Annotated in this window: 27 protein-coding genes, 1 tRNA gene and 1 pseudogene; 18 read left to right on the top strand and 11 right to left on the bottom strand. The window is 66.9% G+C overall.

What is annotated here, in order from left to right; all coding sequences use genetic code 11:
• Positions 1-6 precede the first annotated feature (6 nt).
• Positions 7-993, top strand: coding sequence for an ABC transporter ATP-binding protein (locus tag ACFOWZ_RS42460; RefSeq protein ID WP_382379650.1), 987 nt, complete (start codon positions 7-9; stop codon positions 991-993).
• Entirely contained in the window at positions 986-1,981 is a 996-nt protein-coding gene (locus ACFOWZ_RS42455) for an ABC transporter ATP-binding protein (RefSeq protein WP_382379649.1), read from the top strand. Before ACFOWZ_RS42460 ends, ACFOWZ_RS42455 begins: the two co-directional genes overlap by 8 nt.
• 360 nt (positions 1,982-2,341) lie before the next feature.
• Here the strand turns inward: ACFOWZ_RS42455 and ACFOWZ_RS42450 are convergent, their stop codons facing one another.
• Both ACFOWZ_RS42450 and ACFOWZ_RS42445 read right to left on the bottom strand, forming a co-directional pair.
• Positions 2,342-2,770, bottom strand: coding sequence for a GNAT family N-acetyltransferase (locus tag ACFOWZ_RS42450; RefSeq protein ID WP_382379648.1), 429 nt, complete (start codon positions 2,768-2,770; stop codon positions 2,342-2,344).
• The gene (locus ACFOWZ_RS42445; RefSeq protein ID WP_382379647.1) at positions 2,767-4,224 is read right to left on the bottom strand and encodes a S10 family peptidase; all 1,458 of its coding nucleotides are present in this window, start codon (positions 4,222-4,224) and stop codon (positions 2,767-2,769) included. Before ACFOWZ_RS42445 ends, ACFOWZ_RS42450 begins: the two co-directional genes overlap by 4 nt.
• 30 nt (positions 4,225-4,254) lie before the next feature.
• On the opposite strand from ACFOWZ_RS42445, the gene ACFOWZ_RS42440 reads away from it, so the two are divergent.
• From ACFOWZ_RS42440 to ACFOWZ_RS42430, 3 genes are read left to right on the top strand one after another with little or no spacing between them, the layout of a single operon-like run.
• A complete protein-coding gene (locus tag ACFOWZ_RS42440) occupies positions 4,255-4,887 on the top strand; it encodes a uracil-DNA glycosylase (RefSeq protein WP_382379771.1) in 633 nt (210 codons plus the stop codon).
• 37 nt (positions 4,888-4,924) lie between these two features.
• Positions 4,925-5,677 carry a hypothetical protein gene (locus tag ACFOWZ_RS42435; protein WP_382379646.1) on the top strand — a complete coding sequence of 251 codons (753 nt, stop codon included), beginning with the start codon at positions 4,925-4,927 and terminating at the stop codon, positions 5,675-5,677.
• A gap of 29 nt (positions 5,678-5,706) precedes the next feature.
• The gene (locus ACFOWZ_RS42430; protein ID WP_382379645.1) at positions 5,707-5,931 is read left to right on the top strand and encodes a hypothetical protein; all 225 of its coding nucleotides are present in this window, start codon (positions 5,707-5,709) and stop codon (positions 5,929-5,931) included.
• Positions 5,932-6,162: 231 nt separating this feature from the next.
• Here ACFOWZ_RS42430 and ACFOWZ_RS42425 read toward each other — a convergent pair whose 3' ends face one another.
• Positions 6,163-6,597: a hypothetical protein gene (locus tag ACFOWZ_RS42425; protein ID WP_382379644.1), complete on the bottom strand. Its 435-nt coding sequence runs from the start codon at positions 6,595-6,597 to the stop codon at positions 6,163-6,165.
• 51 nt (positions 6,598-6,648) lie between these two features.
• On the opposite strand from ACFOWZ_RS42425, the gene ACFOWZ_RS42420 reads away from it, so the two are divergent.
• From ACFOWZ_RS42420 to ACFOWZ_RS42370, 11 genes are all read left to right on the top strand, one after another.
• The gene (locus ACFOWZ_RS42420) at positions 6,649-7,077 is read left to right on the top strand and encodes a hypothetical protein (RefSeq protein ID WP_382379643.1); all 429 of its coding nucleotides are present in this window, start codon (positions 6,649-6,651) and stop codon (positions 7,075-7,077) included.
• 60 nt (positions 7,078-7,137) lie between these two features.
• Positions 7,138-7,737: a DUF4129 domain-containing protein gene (locus ACFOWZ_RS42415; RefSeq protein WP_382379642.1), complete on the top strand. Its 600-nt coding sequence runs from the start codon at positions 7,138-7,140 to the stop codon at positions 7,735-7,737.
• Complete coding sequence (locus ACFOWZ_RS42410; protein ID WP_382379641.1) at positions 7,734-8,084, top strand: hypothetical protein; 351 nt, start codon at positions 7,734-7,736, stop codon at positions 8,082-8,084. The genes ACFOWZ_RS42415 and ACFOWZ_RS42410 overlap by 4 nt, the downstream gene beginning before the upstream one ends.
• 2 nt (positions 8,085-8,086) lie before the next feature.
• A complete protein-coding gene (locus ACFOWZ_RS42405; protein WP_449280292.1) occupies positions 8,087-9,037 on the top strand; it encodes an AAA family ATPase in 951 nt (316 codons plus the stop codon).
• Positions 9,034-10,263: a DUF58 domain-containing protein gene (locus ACFOWZ_RS42400; RefSeq protein WP_382379639.1), complete on the top strand. Its 1,230-nt coding sequence runs from the start codon at positions 9,034-9,036 to the stop codon at positions 10,261-10,263. Before ACFOWZ_RS42405 ends, ACFOWZ_RS42400 begins: the two co-directional genes overlap by 4 nt.
• On the top strand, positions 10,263-10,718 hold the full coding sequence (locus ACFOWZ_RS42395) for a hypothetical protein (protein WP_382379638.1): 456 nt from the start codon (positions 10,263-10,265) through the stop codon (positions 10,716-10,718). The genes ACFOWZ_RS42400 and ACFOWZ_RS42395 overlap by 1 nt, the downstream gene beginning before the upstream one ends.
• 141 nt (positions 10,719-10,859) lie before the next feature.
• Positions 10,860-12,185, top strand: a complete 1,326-nt coding sequence (locus tag ACFOWZ_RS42390; protein WP_382379637.1) for an NAD(P)/FAD-dependent oxidoreductase — start codon at positions 10,860-10,862, stop codon at positions 12,183-12,185.
• 200 nt (positions 12,186-12,385) lie between these two features.
• Positions 12,386-12,508 carry a hypothetical protein gene (locus tag ACFOWZ_RS42385; protein WP_269083663.1) on the top strand — a complete coding sequence of 41 codons (123 nt, stop codon included), beginning with the start codon at positions 12,386-12,388 and terminating at the stop codon, positions 12,506-12,508.
• On the top strand, positions 12,505-13,608 hold the full coding sequence (locus ACFOWZ_RS42380) for an ATP-grasp domain-containing protein (RefSeq protein WP_081902110.1): 1,104 nt from the start codon (positions 12,505-12,507) through the stop codon (positions 13,606-13,608). The genes ACFOWZ_RS42385 and ACFOWZ_RS42380 overlap by 4 nt, the downstream gene beginning before the upstream one ends.
• 118 nt (positions 13,609-13,726) lie before the next feature.
• Positions 13,727-13,803 (top strand) — tRNA-Leu (locus tag ACFOWZ_RS42375).
• A gap of 389 nt (positions 13,804-14,192) precedes the next feature.
• Entirely contained in the window at positions 14,193-14,453 is a 261-nt protein-coding gene (locus ACFOWZ_RS42370; RefSeq protein WP_382379636.1) for a hypothetical protein, read from the top strand.
• Here ACFOWZ_RS42370 and ACFOWZ_RS42365 read toward each other — a convergent pair.
• The 7 genes and pseudogenes from ACFOWZ_RS42365 to ACFOWZ_RS42335 form a co-directional block, all read right to left on the bottom strand.
• Positions 14,415-14,882 (bottom strand): annotated as a pseudogene (locus tag ACFOWZ_RS42365) (recombinase family protein); the annotation flags it as partial. The gene ACFOWZ_RS42370 and the pseudogene ACFOWZ_RS42365 sit on opposite strands and share 39 nt — an antisense overlap.
• Before the next feature lie 156 nt (positions 14,883-15,038).
• Positions 15,039-15,650 (bottom strand): recombinase family protein, encoded by a 612-nt coding sequence (locus ACFOWZ_RS42360; RefSeq protein WP_382379635.1) that lies wholly within the window; start codon positions 15,648-15,650, stop codon positions 15,039-15,041.
• The gene (locus ACFOWZ_RS42355; RefSeq protein WP_382379634.1) at positions 15,650-15,859 is read right to left on the bottom strand and encodes a hypothetical protein; all 210 of its coding nucleotides are present in this window, start codon (positions 15,857-15,859) and stop codon (positions 15,650-15,652) included. The genes ACFOWZ_RS42360 and ACFOWZ_RS42355 overlap by 1 nt, the downstream gene beginning before the upstream one ends.
• A 47-nt stretch (positions 15,860-15,906) precedes the next feature.
• On the bottom strand, positions 15,907-16,839 hold the full coding sequence (locus ACFOWZ_RS42350) for a replication-relaxation family protein (protein ID WP_382379633.1): 933 nt from the start codon (positions 16,837-16,839) through the stop codon (positions 15,907-15,909).
• Positions 16,840-17,162: 323 nt separating this feature from the next.
• Positions 17,163-18,011 carry a Scr1 family TA system antitoxin-like transcriptional regulator gene (locus tag ACFOWZ_RS42345; protein ID WP_382379632.1) on the bottom strand — a complete coding sequence of 283 codons (849 nt, stop codon included), beginning with the start codon at positions 18,009-18,011 and terminating at the stop codon, positions 17,163-17,165.
• 2 nt (positions 18,012-18,013) lie between these two features.
• Positions 18,014-18,958, bottom strand: coding sequence for a Scr1 family TA system antitoxin-like transcriptional regulator (locus ACFOWZ_RS42340; RefSeq protein ID WP_382379631.1), 945 nt, complete (start codon positions 18,956-18,958; stop codon positions 18,014-18,016).
• 44 nt (positions 18,959-19,002) lie between these two features.
• Positions 19,003-19,332: a hypothetical protein gene (locus ACFOWZ_RS42335; protein WP_382379630.1), complete on the bottom strand. Its 330-nt coding sequence runs from the start codon at positions 19,330-19,332 to the stop codon at positions 19,003-19,005.
• A 497-nt stretch (positions 19,333-19,829) separates the two neighbouring features.
• Between ACFOWZ_RS42335 and ACFOWZ_RS42330 the strand changes: the two genes are divergently transcribed.
• Together ACFOWZ_RS42330 and ACFOWZ_RS42325 are read left to right on the top strand one after the other, a co-directional pair.
• Positions 19,830-20,708 carry a helix-turn-helix domain-containing protein gene (locus tag ACFOWZ_RS42330; RefSeq protein ID WP_382379629.1) on the top strand — a complete coding sequence of 293 codons (879 nt, stop codon included), beginning with the start codon at positions 19,830-19,832 and terminating at the stop codon, positions 20,706-20,708.
• Positions 20,695-20,889 (top strand): DUF397 domain-containing protein, encoded by a 195-nt coding sequence (locus ACFOWZ_RS42325; protein ID WP_382379628.1) that lies wholly within the window; start codon positions 20,695-20,697, stop codon positions 20,887-20,889. Before ACFOWZ_RS42330 ends, ACFOWZ_RS42325 begins: the two co-directional genes overlap by 14 nt.
• A gap of 79 nt (positions 20,890-20,968) precedes the next feature.
• Here ACFOWZ_RS42325 and ACFOWZ_RS42320 read toward each other — a convergent pair whose 3' ends face one another.
• Positions 20,969-21,370, bottom strand: a complete 402-nt coding sequence (locus tag ACFOWZ_RS42320) for a DUF6527 family protein (protein ID WP_382379770.1) — start codon at positions 21,368-21,370, stop codon at positions 20,969-20,971.
• Positions 21,371-21,378 lie beyond the last annotated feature (8 nt).

Raw genomic sequence — 21,378 nt, 5'->3', positions numbered from 1 at the left:
GATCCCGTGACTCAGCCATTGCTGGAGGTCGAGGATCTCCACGTGGAATTCCGCACCCGCGACGGTGTCGCGAAGGTGCTCAACGGCGTTTCGTACCACGTCTCGGCGGGCGAAACCCTTGCGGTGCTGGGCGAATCCGGCTCCGGCAAGTCCGTGACCGCACAGACGATCATGGGCATCCTGGACATGCCGCCGGCGTTCATCACCAACGGCACGATCAAGTTCCGCGGTGAGGACCTGCTGACCAAGTCGGCCGACGAGCGTCGCGAGGTCCGTGGCGAGGGCATCGCCATGATCTTTCAGGACGCCCTGTCCGCCCTGAACCCCGTGTTCACGGTCGGGTTCCAGATCGAGGAGCAGCTGCGCGTCCGCCGCGGGATGTCCAAAGCGGACGCTCGCAGGCGCGCGGTCGAGCTGCTCGACCAGGTCAAGATCCCGAACGCCAAGGGCCGGGTCTCGGACTACCCGCACCAGTTCTCCGGCGGCATGCGGCAGCGCGCGATGATCGCGATGTCGCTGGCTCTCGACCCGGAGCTGCTGATCGCGGACGAGCCCACCACCGCGCTGGACGTCACCGTGCAGGCCCAGATCATGGACCTGCTGGCGGAGATCCAGAAGGAACGCGACATGGGCATGATCCTGATCACCCACGACCTCGGCGTGGTCGCCGACGTCGCGGACCGGATCTCGGTCATGTACGCGGGCCGCATCGTCGAGCACGCCGACGTCTACGAGCTGTTCCGCGCGCCGGGCCACCCGTACACGGAGTCGCTGCTCGAGTCGTTGCCGCGCCTGGACCTCAAGGGCCAGGAGCTCAAGACGATCAAGGGTCTGCCGCCGTCGCTGACCAACATCCCGCCCGGCTGCCCGTTCAACCCGCGCTGCCCGCGCGCGTTCGACCGGTGCGTCACCGAGGTCCCCGCCGTGCACAACCTCGGCATGGGCCGCACCAGCCGGTGCCACATCGCGGAGGAGGTCGTCGCTCGTGGCTGAGCCGATCCTCGAGGTGGAGAACCTCGTCAAGCACTTCCCGGTCCGCGTCGGCGTGCTGTTCAAGCGCACCGTGGGCCACGTCAAGGCCGTCGACGGCGTCTCGTTCTCGCTGAACAAGGGCGAGACCCTCGGCGTCGTGGGCGAGTCGGGCTGCGGCAAATCCACCCTGGCCCAGGTGCTGATGCGCCTGGAACCGCCGACCGCGGGCGTGGCCAGGTTCGAGGGCCGCGACATCTTCGCCATGAAGGGCGCGGAGCTGCGCAAGCTGCGCCGCGACATCCAGATCGTGCTGCAGGACCCGTACACGTCGCTGAACCCGCGCATGACGGTCGGCGACATCGTCGGCGAGCCCTACGAGATCCACACCGAGGTGGCGCCGAAGGGCTCGCGCCAGCAGAAGGTCCAGGAACTGCTGGAGATCGTCGGCCTGAACCCGGAGCACATCAACCGGTACCCGCACCAGTTCTCCGGCGGCCAGCGCCAGCGCATCGGCATCGCGCGTGCGTTGGCGTTGAAGCCCAAGGTGATCGTGTGCGACGAGCCGGTGTCCGCTCTGGACGTCTCGATCCAGGCGCAGGTGATGAACCTGCTGGGCGAGCTGCAGAAGGAGATGGGCCTCTCCTACCTGTTCATCGCCCACGACCTGTCGGTGGTGCGCCACCTGTCCAACCGGGTCGCGGTGATGTACCTCGGCAAGATCGTGGAGATCGGCACCGAGGACGAGATCTACGAGCGCCCGATGCACCCGTACACCCAGGCACTGCTCTCCGCCGTGCCGGTGCCGGACCCGACCCAGCGCGGCCAGCGCGACGTCATCCGCCTGACCGGCGACGTGCCGTCACCGATCGACCCGCCGTCGGGCTGCCGGTTCCGCACCCGGTGCTGGAAGGCGCAGGACATCTGCGCCACCGAGGTGCCGGAGCTGGTCGTGCGCAACGACGGCCACCCCGCCGCGTGCCACTTCGCTGAGGAGCGCGCGGTCGTCTGACCGGTTCTACGGGGTTGAGGGGTCGTGCCTGCGGGTGCGGCCCCTCAACTCGTCGAAGGCCTGTGTTCCTGACCGTCGTCGACGAACCGTGTTCCTGACTGTGTGCGGCTCGGTCCACCACCATCGGCACCATCCAGCCAACCTCGTCTCGCTCCGTCGCCCAGCCGGCCTCGTTTCGGTCGCCCTGCCGCCCAGCCGATCTCCTCTCAGTCGCCACACCGTCCGTCCCGCGATCCCCCAGCCGCCCCTTCCCGCGTTTCCTGTTTGCGGGGGCGAAGATGACCATGATTCCCGGACATCTACAAGACGCTGCCAGGCGCAGATCGGGACCAGCTTCACCTGATCGGGTGGCCCGGAGCGCTACGGCCTGCTGAGGCTCGTGATCGTGACGCCCGGCGCCACCTCGAACTCGCCGGTCTCGACGAACCCGCGCTTCCGGTACAGCCGCAGCGCGGGTTCGTTCTTCGTGCCGGTGCTGACGATCTGCGGCCCGGCCGGCAGCGAGTCGAGGAGCTTGGAAGCGATGCCGCGACGATGGGCCCGCGGGTGCACGACCAACCGGCAGATGTCCACAGTGGACCCGTCGAGCTGGTACGACACCGCCCCCACGAGACCTTCCTCGTCGTACAGCCCGAGAAACGTCTCGCCGGACGACCGCAGTTCTTCGAGCGACTCGTGCAACGGCGGAATGCCGTCGAAGCCGATCAGCTCGGCCTCGACGGCATAAGCCAGCCGCTGCACCGTCCACAGCTCGTGCAGGACGGTGTCGTCGGTCAGGTCCAGGATCATGTGTTGGACGAGTTCCGCACGAAGGCCGCGAGGTCCTCGGACTGCTGCACGCGCGACGGCTCGTGCACGTACATCATGTGGCCGGCCGGGTAGTAGGCCGACTCGATGTTCGCCGTGAGTTCCTTCGGGATCTGCAGGTGCGCGAGGAGGTGCTCGGCCGCGAAGTACGGCGTGGCGCCGTCGTACCAGCCGAACGCGACGTGGACCTTGAGGTGCGGGTTCGCGCGCATCGCCGCCGAGAGCTTGCCCGCCGTCGTGACGTGGCGGCCCTCGAACTCCTTGTACGACCACTGTTCGATGGCCCGCGAGAGGATCTCGTACGGCAGGTCGTTGGAGTAGCCGAGCTCGGCGTGCAGGTAGTGGTTGAGCGTCGAGGAGTAGGGGCCGACGATCGCGTCGATGGACGGGTCCGCGGAGATGCCCTCACGGCCGTAGTCCGTGTCCCAGCCGGTGAAGCGGGCGTCGATGCGGCCGACGGTCTTGCGGTCGCGGCGCAGCAGTTCGGTGAAGAACCGGATGTGCTCGATGCGCAGGTCGACCGCGTCCACGTACTCCTCGGACAGACCCGTGAGCCTGGCGAGCTTCTCGATGGTCGCGGCGCGTTCGACGTCGGAGAGCCGGTTGCCGCGCGCGAGGGCGTACGGGTAGTCGCGGCTCGCGAACTCCTCGGCCTCCGCGAGCACCTCCTTGAGCGGCCGGTCGCCGTGCAGGCCGTGGTAGTGCGCGATGGCCGCGTACGTCGGGAGGAAGAGCGTGTAGCCGAGGTCGTGGCCCTCGTTGAACTCGAGCGTCGCGAAGTCCAGCACCGAGGAGATCAGCATGAGTCCGTTGAGGTACATGCCGTACTTCTTCTGCAGCTGCTCGGCCAGGCCCGCGGCCCGCAGCGTGCCGTACGACTCGCCGCAGATGAACTTCGGCGACATCCACCGGCCGTTGCGCGAGGTCCAGAGCCGGATGATCTCGGCGATGGAGTCGACATCCGGCTGGTAGCCGTGGTAGCTGCCGGGCTTCTCGCCCTGCGCGGCCCGTGAGTACCCGGTCGACACCGGGTCGATGAACACGAGGTCGCTCTCGGCGAGCAACGACTCCTCGTTGTCCGCGATCCCGTACGGCGGAGCAGTCAGGTTGCCGACGTCACCGCTCAGCACCCGGCGTGGCCCGAGGAGCCCCATGTGCAGCCAGACGCTCGCGGACCCCGGTCCACCGTTGAAGGCGAACGTCACGGGCCTCTTCAGCGGGTCGGCGCCGTCGAGCGTGTACGCGGTCAGGAACACCTCGGCCTTGGGCTTGTGGCCCTCGAACACGCCGTCCTTGAGCACTTCTTCCCTGAGCACGACACGCCCGGCGGTCGCGGTGTAGTTCAGCTCGCGGCCCTTGACGGTGATGCTGTGCTGGGTGGTGACCAGATCATCGGACGGAGACGCGGGCTTTTCTTCGGTCTTCTCCTCGGACATGGGAGCAACACTACGGAACTCGACGATCGAATAACGGCCTGTCGAGCGTGCCCGCGCCTGGTCGCGTGGCGCGAGTCGGTCGCCGCGGTGAAACGAGCCGCGTTCCGCGACCAGGAGTACTGGGGCAAACCCGTGCCGGGCTTCGGTCCCGTGGACGCCTCCCTGCTCCTCGTCGGCCTCGCCCCGGCCGCGCACGGCGGCAACCGGACCGGGCGGATGTTCACCGGCGACGCTTCCGGTGATTTTCTGTTTCGGGCGCTGTACGAGGTGGGCCTCGCCTCCCAGCCGTCCGCGTGGGCGCGGGACGACGGGATGGAGCTGTACGGCGTTCGGATGGCCTCGCCCGTGCGGTGCGCGCCGCCGGAGAACAAGCCGACCACCGAGGAGCGGGACCGGTGCTCGCACTTCCTGCGCGAGGAGATCGCGTTGATGCCGAACCTGCGGTCCGCGGTGGTGCTGGGCGGGTTCGGGTGGAAGGCGTTCCTGCCGTTGCTGGGGGTGTCGCGGCCTCCGAAGTTCGGGCACGGGGTGGAGGTCGAGGCGGGTGGGCTGCGGGTGATCGGGTGCTACCACGTGTCGCCGCACAACACGTACACCGGACGGCTGACGCAGGAGATGCTGCAGGACGTGCTCAGGCGAGCGGTGAACCCACCGACTGTGTGACGTCGGCAGTCCGCTTGGAGCTGTTCCGTGAAGTTACATGTTCCTGTCGCGGAACGCCGGAAAAGGTGGAACGGTCGAGCTGCTGGGCTCGTTCGAGCAGCTGCTCAGGTCTCTGCTGCCGGTCACGTGGTCTGTTCGTCTCGACCTGCGGCCGCGCGTTTCCGGCGGTCACCGGGTGGTCGAGCACGATGCCCAGGTCGTCATCGGTGCGCCGGATGGCACGGTCACGACCGTCCTGCTCGAATGCAAAGGCGTGATTGTTCCGAGGGATGTCGCGCGAGCTGCCCAGCAGCTCGTGGCGTATGCGGCCGAGATCTCAGGTGGTGATGCGCCTGTCGGGGGCATGGTGCTGGTTGCTCCGTTCGTGTCTCCGACGACCCGTGCACAGCTGGAACAGCACGGCATGGGTTGGTTCGACCTGACCGGAAACCTGCGTCTCAAGCTGGACGAGCCCGCGGTGTTCCTCGATCGCACGGGTGCGGAGCGCAGCGCGTTCCGGGACCCCGCGGACCGCCTGCTCAAGTCTCTCCGCGGCTCCGCTGCCGCCAAGGTCGTGCTGGAACTCGCCGAGACCTCGTTGCCGGTGGGGGTTCGTGAGCTCGCTGAGCGCGCACAAGTCGGAGTGGCGACAAGCGCGAGGGCCCTCGAACTGCTGGATCGGGAAGCGGCGATCACGAGAAGCGATGACGGAGCTGTCACCGCCGTCCGCAAGCGGCTGTTGCTGAGACGCTGGGTGCAGGACTACAAGGTCATGGCTTCGAACGAGGTCGTTGCGCTCTCGTCTCCCTGAGCTTGTACGCCGAGGACCCGATCGGGCTGATGAAGCAGCTCGGACTGAAGACTGCCGACCGCGGAACCAATGTTCTGGTCATGCGGCCGCACGACGATGTCGTCCACGCGGAGGCCCGACTCGTCGGTGGCATCGAGTACGCGTCGCCGGCACAGGTCGTCGCGGATCTCCTGACCGGACCGGGGAGGTCGACCGAGGAAGCCGAGCAGCTGATGACAGTGCTCGAATCGAGAGAGTCAGGTTGGGAAAGTTGATCTCCTAGGAGTACGTCAGGGCGCGGGCGGTCCTCCTCGACGCTCTGGACGGACTGGGGCCGCACCGAGACGCGCTCGTTCTCGTTGGCGCACAGGCTGGGTACCTGCATGCAGGCGCCGCGGACTTCGCCACGGGGCTTCAGCGATCCCAACGAGATCAAGTTGTCGATGGTGGTGGTTGACGACCTCTTGCAGGAGTTCGTTCGCTTGACGAGCTGATGACGTCGGCTGTCACGACGCGTAGAGGTGCCGGTGCACGGTTGGGTCGTTGTCCAGCACGAAGTCGACGACCTCCCAGAACTCCGGCAGCCGCGGATGGGCCAGGCCAACCTCGCGGGACAGCACCGCGCCGTGCACAGGCCCACTCGATCCGTCCAGGCACGCCTGCACCAGCGTCGCCGCGGGCGCGGGGCTGCCGACGACGGGCCCGACGCGGCAGCCGAACGTCACGTGGTCGTCGACCACGCCCCCGCTCCAGGTGCCCAGGATGACGTCGATCCACGTCTCGTGGGGCTGGTCCCGGTGGTGGTACGAGTTGGCGAAGTACACCGCATGAGGGACGTCATCGCGGTAAACGTAGTTCCACACGCGTTCGATGGGCGCTTGGCAGCAGTCGCAGGTGTAGTGCCGGGTCTCGCGCTCTTCGAGGTTCGCAGTCAGTGCCACCACCGCAAGTTAGCCAAAAGATCATCACAGCGACGGGGGAACGGTGAGCTGATGGGGAAGCGGAGTCCGGCGCACGTGCTGTGGACCGAGGGTCCGGCAGCGTTCGCGTTCCTGGTCGAGAAGTACGGGTTCACCGGCCCGCACACCGTCGAGCCCGAGGGTTTCCACGATCACGGCGGTCTGCGGTACGAGCGCGGGAAGCTGAGCGTCGAGATCGGCGTGTGGAGCTGGTACGGAGGAGAGCGAGGCGTCAGCACCACGGTGTGGGTGCGCGAGCTGAGTGCCAGCGTCAGCCTCCCCGACCTCTACGTCGATCTCGGGCTGGGGCCCGAACGGGACGTGCCCACCGGCGGTGGAAGCGGACACGTCGTCCGCAAGCGCATCACCGAACAGTCAGCGGCGCTGCGCAAGGTGGCACCTCACCTCGTCGACGTCGAACCGCGGCGACCGCTCTGGAGCTTCTACCCCTTCCCCGTCTGACGGCGCCGAGTTCGGCGAAGGATCATCCGAACCGCGCCGGTCCGTGTCACGCTGACCCGCATGAGGTGGTGGCGGGCAGGAGTGGCGGTGGCGGCGTTGCTGATCGTCGTCGTCGCGGCCAGCGGCACGTCGCCGGTCACCTTCGTCAACCGGCTCGACGACCGTCCGCCGCCGGAGAACCGCGAGCCGTCGCTGGACGTGGAGCTACCGCAGGACCTGCCGGACCTGGTGGCGTTGCCGTTCACGTTGTACCTGCTGGTGCTCGCCGGGCTCGTCCTGTTCGGACTGGTCGGGATCCTCCTCGCGCTCGAGCTGCCTCGGTGGCGCCGGCGTCGTGGTGTCAGAGGCGTGGAGATCGAGGGCTTCGAGGTCGGGCAGGTGGCCGTCGTCCAGCGCGTCGAGAAGGCGCTGCAGGAGTTCACCGAGCACCCGAACCGGCCGCCGCGCGACGCCGTGATCGCCGCCTGGCTCGCGCTCGAGGCTGCTGAGCCCCGTCAACCGCACCAGACGCCCACGGAGTTCACCGCGAAGCTCGGCGTCGACGCCGCCGTGCTGAAAGATCTCTACCAACGGGCGCGCTTCGGGCACGAGGACGTCACGGCCGAGCAAGCGGAAGAGGCGCAACGGGAGTTGGGTCGCATCGTCAGGGAGCTCGCATGAGAACCGTGCTGGCGCTCGTCGTAGGGGTGGTCCTCGGCGTCGCGATCTGGTGGCTCGGTGCCTCGCCGGCGTGGGCCGCGGCGCTGGCCGTGCCGCCCACCGCGTTCGGCGTGCTCGTCACGAGGCTGCCCAAAGCCACCGACATCGTGTGGAGCGCGGACCCGCCTGCGCCCGGCTCGATCAGCACCGCGCACGCCAGCACTCTCGCCAGCAGGCTCGCGGAGGCGGCCGGGAACCCGCGGCGCTACGAGGAACGGTTCCAGGCCCGGCTCGCACGACTGGGGATCGACGCGTCCGAGATGCCGGACCCGAAGGAACTCGCAGAACGGCTCAGGAGGGTCGAGTGAGCATCAGTCCAGAATCCGTGTCCGTGGAGGCCAAAGCCGTCCTCGACGAGGTCGGCAAGGTCGTCGTCGGACGGACGCGGACCGTGCGGCTCGCGCTCGCGGCCGTGCTGGCCGGCGGGCACGTGCTGCTGGAGGACGTGCCGGGGCTCGGCAAGACGCTGATCGCGCGGTCGCTCGCGCAGGCGCTCAGCCTCGACTTCCGCCGCCTGCAGTGCACGCCGGACCTGCTGCCCGCGGACGTCACCGGGTCGTTCCTCTACGACCCCGGCAGCCGCGAGTTCGAGTTCCACCACGGGCCCGTCTTCACCGGGCTGCTGCTCGCCGACGAGATCAACCGCACGCCGCCCAAGACCCAGTCGGCGCTGCTGGAAGCCATGCAGGAGCGGCAGGTCACGGTCGAGGGCCGCACGTTCCCGCTGCCGAAGCCGTTCCACGTGCTCGCGACCTCGAACCCCGTCGAGTACGAGGGCACCTACCCGTTGCCGGAGGCGCAGCTCGACAGGTTCCTCGTGCGGCTCGACATCGGGTACCCGCCCGCGGAGGAGGAAGTCGAGGTGCTGCGCCGGCGAATCGCGCGGCAGAAGGAAGAAGCCGAGGTTCCGCCGGTCCTGGCCCCTGGGCGCCTCGCCGAGCTCCAGGCCGAGCTCGAGAAGACCACAGTGGACGACGATCTCCTGCGGTACTGCGTCGATCTGGCCGTCGCGACGCGGCGGCACCCGTCGGTCGAGGTCGGCGCCTCACCGCGAGGCGCGCAGGCGCTCGTGCTCGTCGCCCGCGCTCTGGCCACATTGGACGGACGCGGTTACGTGACGCCGGAGGACGTCAAGGAGTGCGCGGTGGCCGTCCTGGCACACCGGCTCGTGATGAAGCCGGAGACGTGGACGTCCGGAGTCAGCGGGGTGCAGGTCGTCACCGACCTGCTCGGCAGGGTTCCCGGCCCGCCCAGCTCATGAGCAGAGCGGACAAGATCAGGGAAGCCATCGCCGGGTCGCACGGCGCGCACTGGCACCCCACGGACGCGTACTCGCGCGCTGTCTGGCTCGGTGCCGGACTGGTCGCCGCCGGAATGTTCCTGCACCAGGTCGAGCTGGTGCTGTTCGGCGTGCCGCTGGTTCTCTCCGTGCTGATCACGAACAAACCGAAGGGCACGCCGACGGTCAGCGTGCGCCCGGTGCCGCGCGGCGAGGGTGCCGGCGTCGTGCACACCGTCGCGCACGTCGACGGCGCGGACGCGGAGCTGGCGGTCGTCAAGCTGCCGGGCGGCCCGAAGGTGGTTCCCGTGCGCTCGCCCGACCTGCCCGTGGAGATCAGGCGGGACGCGTGGGGACCGGGCGTCGACGTCCGGCTCGACCACCTCTTCGCCGGACCCGACGGCATGCACGTCTACGGCCCGATCGTCGGCACCGAGCACGTCCGCACGATCCTGCCGCCGGTCGAGCACCACCCGGCAGGCCCGTTGCCGCCGCGGCCCGCCGGCCTGGTCGGCATCCACCGCTCGCCGCGCGCCGGCGACTCCACCGAGCTGCGCGACATCCGGGCGTTCCAGCCGGGGGACCGGCTCAAGCGCATCGACTGGCGCGTCACCACCCGCACCGGCACGGTCCACGTCCGCGAGCGGCACGCCGAGGCCGACGCGGAGATCGTGCTGGCGCTCGACACGCGCACGGACCTCAGCGCGAAGGTGGCGGAGTGGTCGTCGCCCCACCACGGCGCCACGACGCGGCCGGGCGGCAGCCTGGACCGCGCGGTGCGCAGGGCGGCGTCGATGGCCGCGGGCTACCTCAGGCAGGGCGACCGGGTGGCGTTGATGGACCTGAGCAGGCCGCAGCTCAACGTTCGTTCCGGTGTCGGGCGGCGGCACCTGATGCGCATCCGCACGCAGCTGGTCGTGTGTGTGCAGGCCGCCGGGTGGGCGTCGCGCGTGGCGTTGCGGAAGCTCCCGCACGGAAGCGTTGTCGTGCTGCTGTCGCCGTTCCTCGACGACGAGATCGCGGAGCTGGCCGTGCAGACGCGCAAACACGGTCACGTCGTGCTGGCGATCAACACCCTGCCGTTGCCGCTCGAGCCCGACGCGGAGACGCCGTGGGGCGAGGTCGCGGCGGAGCTGATCGCCGCGGAGCACCGGCTGCGGCTGCGGCGCATGGCCGAGCACGGGGTGGCGGTGACGACCGAGTGCTGATGCGACTGGCGATCGTGCTCGCCGCGCTGCCCGTGGCGCTGATCCTTCACCGGGAGGCCGACTCCATCGGACCGCTCGTGATCGTCGCGGCGCTGACGGCGGTCACCGCGGTGATGCCGGGGAGCGCGGGTCCGGCGTTGCTGATCGGGTACGCGGCGTTCGCGATGGCGTTCGGCGACGGGCACCCGCTGCGGCTGGGCGTGCTGATCATGATTCCGGCGTTGCACCTCGTTCACCTCACGTCCGCGCTCGCGGCGGTCGTTCCGGTGAAAACGAAAATCGAGGCTGCCTCACTCAAAGCGCCGGCACGCCGGTTCGCCATTGTCCAGGCGATCTCATTCGCTGTCGCGGGCTTCGCGGCGTTCGTCCCATCAGGCCCTGATATCGGTCTCGTCGAGCTGCTCGGACTGGGCGCTCTGACGGCCGTGATCATGGTCTTCGCGCTGAGGATCTGAATCGACACTCTCAGCGAGAACCGGTCAATCTCACTCAAGGTGCAGGTCAGCCGTGAGGGTGTTCGGCATCACCCGGCGACGGTAGTCACAACGGCCCCTCCGGACGCGCGAAAAAGCGGGTCGTGGTGCGACCATATGTGTATGGCTGCTGTGAAGTCGCAACCCACGCGAATCGTCATTGTCGGCGGTGGGTACGTCGGGATGTACACGGCTCTCGGACTGCAGAAGAAGCTGCGCTCCGGTGAGGCGTCGGTCACCGTCATCGACCCGCAGCCGCACATGACCTACCAGCCCTTCCTGCCCGAGGCGGCGGCCGGCTCCATCGAGCCGCGCCACGTCGTCGCCCCCCTGCGCAAGGTGCTCAAGCGCTGCCACGTCGTCACGGGCCGCGTCACCAAGATCGAGCACGCGCGCAAGATCGTGACCGCCGAGCTGTCGGACGGCCACGTCGAGGAGATCGAGTACGACGTGCTCGTCTCCGCGCTGGGTGCGATCTCCCGCACGCTTCCGATCCCCGGCCTGGCCGAGGTCGGCATCGGCATGAAGACGATCGGCGAGGCGATCTACGTCCGCAACCACGTGCTGTCGCGCCTCGACCAGGCCGCGAGCACGAACAACGCGGAACTGCGCAAGAAGCTCCTGAGCTTCGTCGTGATCGGTGGCGGCTTCGCGGGCATCGAGACGCTCGCCGAGCTCGAGGACATGACGCGGTATGCGCTTCGGTACTACGAGGGTGTCAAGCCCGAGGAGATGAACTGGGTCCTCGTCGAGGCGATGGGCCGGATCATGCCCGAGGTGTCCGCCAAGCTCGGCGCGTGGACCGTCGAGGCGCTGGAGAAGCGCGGCATCAAGATCTACCTCGACACCCGTGTGAAGTCGCTCGAGGGCGGCCACGTCATCCTCGACGACGGCACCGAGTTCGACTCCGACACGATCATCTGGACCGCCGGCATGAAGGCGAACCCGGTGCTGCGCAACACGGACCTCCCGCTCGACGAGCGCGGCCGCGTCCGGTGCACCGCCGCCATGCAGGTCCAGGGCCTCGACGGCGTGTGGGCCGCCGGTGACTGCTCCGCGGTGCCGGACCTCTCGCGCATCGAGGAGGACCCGACGGCGACGTGCGTGCCGAACGCGCAGCACGCCATCCGTCAGTCGAAGCTGCTCTCCAAGAACATCGTCGCGTCGCTGCGCGGCCAGAAGCCGAAGGACTACTTCCACAAGTACCTCGGCTCGGTCGCGGGCCTCGGCCTCTACAAGGGCGTGGCGGACGTGTTCGGCCTGCGCTTCAAGGGCCTGCCGGCGTGGTTCATGCACCGCAGCTACCACGTGGCGTTCATGCCGACCGTGAACCGCAAGCTGCGCGTGCTGATGGACTGGACGCAGGCGCTGTTCTACGGCCGTGAGATCGTCGCTCTCGGCCAGATCAACGACCCGAAGTCGGACTTCGACCGCGCGGTCCAGAGCTGACCCTCACTCTCCGTGTTTAGCGAGATGCCCCGAGCGTTATCACGTTCGGGGCATTTCGCTGGTCCATAGGCCGAACTTGAGCGCCCAATCGGAGTAAAGCTTCGAGGGCTGCCTTGACATTGCGTTACGTGAACCAGAGACTACGGCTGGTGCATCACCTGAATGCGTGATTCGCCTGTGTGGGGAGAGAGGTGATCCCGATGTCTCTCGAGGAGCTGGCCGCACAGCTTCGTCGTGGCGAGATCGAGGACCCCGCGTTGGCGCAGTACGCCGCAGAGTACGCGCAGGCGGGGCAGAGTTTCCGCAGCAAGAAGGACGATTGAGCAGGTCGGCTGACGGGCGGGTGCCGGGTGCCCCGTCCGAGGCTGCCAGACCTCTGCTGCTCCAGGGTCAGGACTACCTCTTCCGCTCTCCGCCCAAGTGCCTGGACTTCCAGGAACAGGTGCACCGCCTCGGCATGGTCGACGAGGGCGACGGCAATCCTCAACCCTGTGTGCTGGTGCTGGCGCGCGCCGCCGACATGGAGATGAACGAGCTCTCCATCGCACTGGCCGAACGCGGCATCCGCATGGCCCGCATCGACGCCGACCGCTGCGTCGACCTGCCGCTCTCCGTCTACACCGACCAGCCCCTGATCGAGCTGGACCGCTGGCTGCTGCGCCCCCTGCTCGTCTGGCGCCGCCACTTCGAACTCTCCGCCGTGCCGGTGGAGCCGGGAACCCTGGCCGGCGCCTACGCGGTCGACCAGTGGGCCTCAGTGGCCAACTGGCTGTCCTCACGCTCCGACTGGGCTCATGTGAACCCGTCGCGCTTCTCGACGCATCTGGACCGCCTGACGCAGCTTTCCGACGCAGCGGCGTTCGGCCTCCGTGTCCCCCGCACGGCCGTGACGACGCGTCCGGGCCGTACGCGCCCCGGCGGAGCCCATTGCATCGTCAAAACCGCTGGCCGCCACCTGCTGGAACCACGTCCAGGCGTGCAACACGGCCTCTTCCCGCGGCCCCTGGAGACCTCGCGCGCCTCCGACGCCCCCGAACCCGCGCCGGTGATCGTCCAGGAGTACGTCCCGTCCGACACGGAACTGCGCGTGTTCGTGGTGGGGGAGCGCTGCATCGCGTTCCAGGTGGACAAACTCGACCCGGCCCAACTCTGGGTGGACCCCGACGCCGTGCGCGTGACGCCGACCTCGGTGCCTTCTTCCCTGTCGGACCGCCTGCTGGCCCTGGCGCGCCACTGGCGAGTGCAGGTGGCGGCGTTCGACCTGCTCGTGACCGGCCGTGACCACGTGTTCCTGGAGATCAACGTGAACTGCGACTGGCGCTGGTTCGAGCACCGGGCAGGGGACAACTCGGTCTCCGCGGCCGTGCACGACTGGGTGGCACTGCGGTTCAAGGAGCTGCTCGGGGCGGGGAGGGCACGCTGATGTTCGGGTCCGTTCGAACCTTAGCCGGATGCTCGCTCTAGTCCAACCTGATGGGCCGTGCGGGCGAGAAATCACCATCCGCTCACACAAGCGGACGATCAAGGCCTAGGCTCCCCACGCCCCCGTAGCCCAATCGGTAGAGGCAGGTCCCTTAAAAGGATCACAGTACGGGTTCGAATCCCGTCGGGGGCACCATCTGCATCCGCACAAGGATCTGGTGCCTGAACAGGCGTTTCGCTCGACCTAGGCATCGCTTCGACGATCCTTTCGGCGGTACCCGCTACCTCCGAAAGGGCTTCGGAGGGAAGCCGGAGAGTAACCAGAAGTTGATCATGGCCGTCGTTCAGGTGGACGCTCAGCTGGGTGATCTTGAACAGGCGTCGTAGCAGCAGGTCAGGGGCCTCGCTGAGGTTCATGACGAGGCATGGGAGCGCATCCAGGAGCGCGGCGTCCTCGGCAGTGGGCTTATTTGGCTCCGGCGTGTCGACCGGTGTGGCCTTCGTCACGAGATCCCGCTTCTGCTCCTCCAGTTCGTTGTAGGTCTGCCGCAGCCCGCGGCTGAACGGGTCGTCGCCCTCCTGGGCTTGGCGGAGGATCGTGGCCTGGCGCCGCTCGATGTCGTCGAGGGTGCGTTGGACGCGCTTCAATTCGGCTTGTTGTTCTTGAGTCGCGCGGTCGTCAACTGTCGCAAGATCGGCTTCGAGGAGCGCACGGCGCTCGGGACCGAACACGCGATCTGCGAAGAAGGCCGATATGGCCTCCATGAGCGCATCCTCGCGGACGTAGACCACCTCGGCATGTCCGGAGTACCTGTCGGGCCGTCCTCGGTTGTTACTGCGCGCTGAGCACATGTAGTAGACGCGGTCGTGGCGGAAGCTTCCGTACATCCGCCGGCCGCACGCGTCGAACACCATGCCGCGGAGCAGGTACGTGCGTGTGGCGATCGGATGGACGTTCTTCTCGTCGTTGTCTCGCGAGCCCCGCTTGGCCTGTCTCGTCGCGGCCAACTCGTCGAACATCCACTTCGGAATCAGCGGCTCGTGGACCGGCTCGTTCGACCACACCCACAGCACGGGCGAGTTGACCTTGCCTCGCTTCGAGCGCGTCGCGCGACGGTTGAACACCTGGAAGCCGGTGTACTTCGGGTTCCTCAGGAGGTCGCCGACGCTGGACTTGCTCCAAGCACCCCTCGCTCTCGCCGGGCTCGGTGGCTCTGGCGGCGGGTACTTGGCTGGGTCCGCGTTGAGCCGGTCGGCGATCGTGCCGTAGCCCAGGCCCTCGTGATAGCGCCACGTTGCGATCTGGGTGACCGTCTCGGCCTTCTCGCCGTCAGGCTCCAGTCGCGTCTTGGTCTGGCCCTTGGCGGCTTTGGTGGGATTGGGGTGGCGGTAGGTCTTGGCCTTGTAGCCGTACGGCGGCTTGCCGATGTTTCAGCCTTCGCGCACGTGGGTGCACAACCCGCCCCACGACTGCTCCAAGGTGTTGAGGACCTCGTACTCGGCCACCGACTGGTTGATCCGCCGCTGCAGGATTCGCTGTGCCCTGCTGCCGGTCAGCGTGATCGGCTCGTTGGAGGCGAACAGCGGCACTTCGGCGCGTTCCAGCTCTCGCTCGATCGACAGTCCCTCGAACGTCCGGCGAGCCACGCGCGAGACGCTCTCGCAGATCACGACATCGAACCTGCGGCCCTTGTGCGTGGCCTCGTCGAGCAGGTCGGCGACGCCGCCGTCACGAGCGATCGGGATGTCGTAGCGCTCGTAGTTCTCGCCGCGCCCGCGCTGGTCCAGCTCCATGCGGCCAGACTCGACGTCGTAGAAGTGCGCGACGATCACCCACGACTCGGGGATGGCGGCCTTGCAGTTCCCCAGCTGCCGCAGCATGGATTGTCGTGGATCCTGCTGATCGTCGGTGGATGTCCGCCCCAGGAACGCCACTCGAACTTCGTTGCGCAGCAACGCAACCGGCATGCCGAGCGGCGAGACCGCGTAATCCGACAGGCCGGATGGCCCCGACGGCACGGCGTGCAGCCGCGGTTGATTCATCAGGCAGCCTCCTGATCGTCGGCCTGTTCGGCGCGCTGTGTGGCAGCCCAGTCGAGGAGGTCTCTGATCACGGCGGCCAGTTCGCCGCGCAGACGATCGCCTTCGGCACCGCTGACGTAGTGCACGTGACCGGAGAAGGCCCAGTTCTTCGTGCGGTTTCGTATCTGATTGTACTGCCGCTCGTTCAGGCGGGAACCGTTGTCGCGCAAGAATTCTGTGTCACCAATGGGTGGTTTTCGAGGCGGAGGAACGCTGTTCATTCCCATCGCCACTCATCTCCCATGGCCTGGCGAGTCATGGCGTGATCCTCGGGATCCCATGCCGCCTCACTGAACGGAATGCCGTTGAGTGGCATGTGCAGCGCGATGTTCGGGCCGCGTTGCGGTAGCTCACTCAGCCGCTGCCGTTCTTGCACCTGGTCACGTGATGACCAAGTAGCCCAGATCGGCCCGGCTGCACCGTCGGGATGGTCGTGATTACGAGACGACGTTGCGATGAGGAAGCGAGGGTTCTCGTAGCCGAGGTGCTGTCGCAGCGCTGAGCGGAGATTCAGTTCGCGTTGCGAGGAGTGGACGGAGAACAGCAGAACGCCGAACGCGTCGGTGCGAAACCCGGTGTAGTCGCTGAGCTTGGCCACGACCTTGGACAGCGGTTCGGTGCCCGTGTCGTGTTCCAGGAAGAACCGCACCCGCCGCCCTTGGTCTTCCCAGCAGCCGTACGCATCGGGCCGGAGCTTGGTGGTCTTGTTCCAGAAGAATTCCGTGCAGACCTTCTCCGGCCACCACTGTGTGAGTCGGGCATCTGGTCGCGTGCGTGCATGTGCGGCCAGGCCACAGAAGAAGTCGTTGACGCCGAGCTGGTGCGACAGCTTCGGCCACAAGCCCAATCGCTCCAAGCGTTCCGCGTACGCACCAGGCGAAGGCGGCTTCGCTGCCCGCTGCGCCGCGATCAGTCGTGCGCCGCGGTAGCCGAGCGCGTATCGCGTCTGACTTGTGCCGCCAGTGCTGTACGAGTCGCGGAACGCGAACACCACGCCGAGCTCGCGCAGCTGCCGTAGGCGGTCCTGTGCGCGCCGCACCGACGAGAACTCGATCGCCGCGATCTGGTTGGTGGTGAGGACTTTGTGCTCGTGAAGCAGAGCGAGGATCCGCCGATCCCCGCTCGACCAGCCGGAACCACAGGGACGCATCGGGCTCCCGGCCCGGCCGCCGCCGCGCCCACGAATGTGGGGAGTTCCGTTGATGTCACCCCTCAGTCGGCTTTCGGCCGAGCCTCCGCGGTACCACCGTTGACCTGCGGATCGAGGGGTTCGAGCATTGGCGGATGGGGTAGCGGATTCAGAACGCCTTGCATCCGCTTCCCCATGCGCAGGTCCATGCGCTGACCCATCCGCACTGCTGTCCATGGCTGCCTCCCTCCGGAGCTGCCGAGCCGTAGTCGCTCGTGCACCCCTTAACTCCGGATTTCGAGGCCTGATTGGACAGAGGAACTTCGATAGTTATCGGTTCGACATCAGTCGGTCGTGCGCAAGTCGTCGCACAGACGGAGAAGCAAATCCTTGGACCCTGCCTCGTCCAGGCTCTCCTGCTCAAGTGCACGTACGACAGTCTCGTAGCCTTCGACGGAGTCTTTCGCCTCAGAGAAGAGGCTGGAGTTCTCGGTCTCAACCCATACCAGGGGTTCGTACTTCGCGAAGGTCAACAGCGTGAACGGCCCGGCCAGCCCCGCGTGCGCGCCACACGCGACCGGCAGGATCCGGATCCGAATGTTCGGGTGGTTCGCCATGAACATGAGGTGCAACAGCTGTCCGAGCTGTACCTCGACACCGCCGATCCTGAGCTGCAGAGCCAGCTCGTGGATGAAGAAGCTGCACTTCGTGCCGTTCCGAATTAGCTTCTGCATCGCGAGCCGGGCCTGCATCCGGTCCTCCAGCTCGTCTGCGGGTGACGTAACGGAAGCGAGAAGCGCCTCGCGCATGTAGTCGGTCGTCTGCAGAAACAACGGCACCATGTGCGTGTGCCAGCAAGTCAGCGACTTCGCCACCTTGAGGTGTTCAACCGCCGTGCGAAGCCGGATAGGTGAACACACGCCGTGCTGCTGCCACCAGCCCAAGACTCCCGACTCGGGGTACAGCGCCAACAGGTGAGCGAGTTCGTCGGAGTTGACGCGACAAGCACCCAGCAGTGCAGCGATCTCGATCAGGGTGGCGCCACCCTTGCCGTTCACCACGTCCGAGACCTTGGCCTCGTCCCAGTCCATGATCTCGGCGGCTGCACGCGAGGTCAGGCCAGCACCCGCGATGGCTGCCCGTATGCCGCCGCCCAATTCGCGACCACGCGCTGTGGAGAACCTCTTCGGCATGCCTAGCTCCTCGCCTGATCGGTAACCAGCTGCAAGTGCCGTGCTGGAACTCGCGACGGATCTCGAAGTCGTAGCGATGTCTCGTTCAACCAGAGCGAGGACAGCTCCTCGGTCCGGACGACATCGCCGAGTGCAACTAGGGCGCGTTCGTAGGGCGCGCGGTCCGCGGCGGACTCAAGCCAGGTATCGCCGCCGTGCAGAGTTCGAAGAAGGACGACATCGTCAAAGCGCTTCTCGGCGAACCGCATCACTGTGAACGGCGTACCCATGCCGAGGTAAGGCCCTGCGTCACCGTCAACGATTCGGAGCTCGAACCCAGGCAGCTCGCTCAGCTCGTCCAGGTGCTCCAGCTGGTCCGCCATCACTCGTGAACCGCCGGCACCGCTGTTGAGCACCGACTCCGTCACGATCAGCCGGACGCTCAACAGCCGCGGGCTTCCTGGTTGGGCAGCTTCCTTCGCTTCCAATCCCAAGCGTCGCAGGGCGTCTTGTTGCAGATCGAGATCGAGATTGCTCACCGCTGCGCCGGACTCGACAAGGGCATCGTGGTACGCGCTGATGCGCACAAGCTCAGGTAGCGCGTCGGTCGCCACGATCGTCAGTTCGCTGGCTTCGGCGATGACGTCCCACGGCGTCCACGTCAGCCGTGCCCACGCATCGCCGTTGATCCGATCCCACATCTGAGGATCCAAGGCCCGCTGCGCGACACGGACACAGAGTTCGATCTCGTCGTCTGACGCACCGCACACGGCGCCGATCGTCACGACCTCACTCGGAGAAATGCGCTGAGCAGCCCTGCAGAGGTGCGACAGCTTCGCGGTCGAGAACCCGACCCGATCGCCCAACTCCGTGAGAGACCAACCGCGCTTCGTCCGCCAGCCCAGCACAGTCCGGCTCAACGCGCGGACCTCCAGGCTTGCTCTCCCGTCGACCAGTTGTAGCGCCATGTGCCATCAAGCCTGTTCTTGATCCGTGAGTCCGTATCCGACGCTCATGCCCGATGCCTCTTCGGCTGCCAGCATGCGCGTTCGCGCGTCGTTGCAGTCGCCGCCTGGGCGGCAAGATGGACGTCGAGCAACATGCGGCAGGGCGCCGACACCCTTCGCCAGACCGGCCCGCTCCGGCACTTCCTGCAACAGCCGTTCTCGTCAGGCTGGTGTTGGTCGACGAACACACGCAGCGCGGCCACCAGCCGCGGGACTTCCTGCCTCGCCATCGACAACGCGGACGCACCGTCGCCCTCGGCGGCGATCCGTGACACGAGGTCCAGGTGCTCCACGAGTCGTCGGCGCAGTTCGGAAAACAAGACCAGGTTGCCCATGGCTGCACGCCCTTCGGCTGCTAACTGGCTCGGAGGCGGGAGTGCCCAACCTGCCGCGGCTGCTCGGTTGGGTTCGACGTCCTGTCGTTGACGAAGGCGAGCGCAACCGCCTGACGGAACGAGAGAAGTCCTTGCTCCGCGGCGTTCGCTTCCCTGCAGTCCAGAGCCGAAGTGACCACCACAGCGGCTCGCGCGAGCACTGCCGTCTGCGCCCGTGTCAGGTTCACGACGACCGGAACGACATCCTCAAGATGCGCCATCACCGGAACCCTTCGTTGGGATCGACCTGGGCCGACGGGATCCTCGGGCGTGGCGCGCTAGCTGAACCGGACACGCCCGTCCGGGTCATCTCCCCGCAAGGGGCCAAGGATCCCGTCGACAGCGCCTACCGTAGGGGTTAATTAACCCCGAATGCGATACCCGGATCGTGTGAATACGTCCTGACCTGCGACGTGGCTAGGGTGATCACGCGTGCCGTAGTGCGAGGAGGCAACTGGGTGCCGAGCGACAAGACGTACAGGAAGTCCAAGCTGGGTCGCCTGCTTGATCAGCTTCGCAAGGACGCGGGCAAGGACCTCGGGTACCTCGCGAGCGAGCTCCGGAAGACCGAGGCGCACCTCTCCAAGTGCTTGAACGGCACGAACCTCCTCGGCTGGGCCGACCTCGGTCTGTTCCTCGACCTCGTCGAGGCAGACGAAGACCGCCGGCGAAAGGCGACCGAGTACTGGGAGGACGCCAAGCAGGACAGCACGCGCGTCCAACATCCAGCCGCGTACAACCAGGCGGCTCGCTCGTACGCCCGTGCTGAAGCCGATGCCTCACAGCTGAAGCAGGTGGAAGCGGTCTGGATCCCAGGCATGTTGCAGGTCCCGGAGTACACGCTCGCGCTCCGCGAAGCGGCGCACCGGTTCGTCAACCCGAAGGTTCCCGCCAACCGCACCGTCGCCGCTCGGCAGAGCCGCCAGATGCGGCTACACGGAGACGCTCCGCTGCAGGCTCATTTCCTGATCGACATCGCGGCTCTGCGCCGTGCAGTCGGCGGACCTGCTGCCATGTACGCGCAGTTGCTCCACCTGATGGCGGCCGCGGCCCTGCCGAACGTGACGATCCAGGTGATCGGTGAGGACGCCGGCGCTTACGCCATCGACGGCGTGACCATCCTGAGCTTCGACGACGAGGACTTCCCCGACGTCGTCTACCTGGAGACCAGGGGAGGTGGTCGATGGGTGGAGAATGACGTTGACGTAGACAAGTTCCGCAAGTCGTTCAACGAGATCGCGGAGGAGTTGGCCTTCACGCCCGAAGAGTCGCTCAAGATCATCCGCGAGCAGGCTGAACTCTTCAAGGAGAGACTCCAGCGACATGACGAACCCTGAGAAGACGTGGCGCAAGTCCAGCTACACCGCACCTGACAACAACTGTGTCGAGCTTGCTGTCAGCGAGACCGAGGCCGCGATGCGCGACAGCAAGGATCCAGATGGCGGGTCATTCGCCGTCGGCGCGGGCGCATGGCTCAGTTTCCTCGCGTACACCAAGGCTGATGGATTCAAGCTCTGAGCATGCGCCGCCCCCGCTGCTGCATAAGCTGTTAGAAAATGGAAAGGAGCTGAACAGGGGCGGTTCGGCGTGAGGGTTGTCAGCTTATGAGGCGGCGCACGCGGCTCAGAATCCATTTCCACGTACCGACTCGGTGTCTGTCAGAGTTGGGGAAGCTTGAGGTCGTTTCGACCGAATCGGCCCGTTCATCGGCTAGTTTTTCGTTTCCGCCGTATTGTCCTTCAAGAAGGGCGCGATCGTGCACCCTGTTTCGCTCAATCTCGCGTTCAGTGAAGCTCCGGGCCCAACGGATTCTGCCTCGGTCCACGATGTAATGGGATTGGCACGGCAGGGACCAGTTGCCAACTGAGGGCCATATTGAGATTTTCTCGCCGTCGTATGTGATTGACCACTGCGCTGGTGACAAGGGCGTAATTACCTCTCGACCGCATCCGCAGGCGCAGAGGTGTCCGCAATTGTTGTACTCGATTGACACGTACATCACTCCGT

The sequence above is a fragment of the Lentzea rhizosphaerae genome, from assembly GCF_042649515.1.
GTDB classification, from domain to species: Bacteria; Actinomycetota; Actinomycetes; order Mycobacteriales; family Pseudonocardiaceae; genus Lentzea; species Lentzea aerocolonigenes.
The sequence above is the reverse complement of the archived record's forward strand: the minus strand, read 5'-3'. Positions and strand labels throughout refer to the sequence as shown.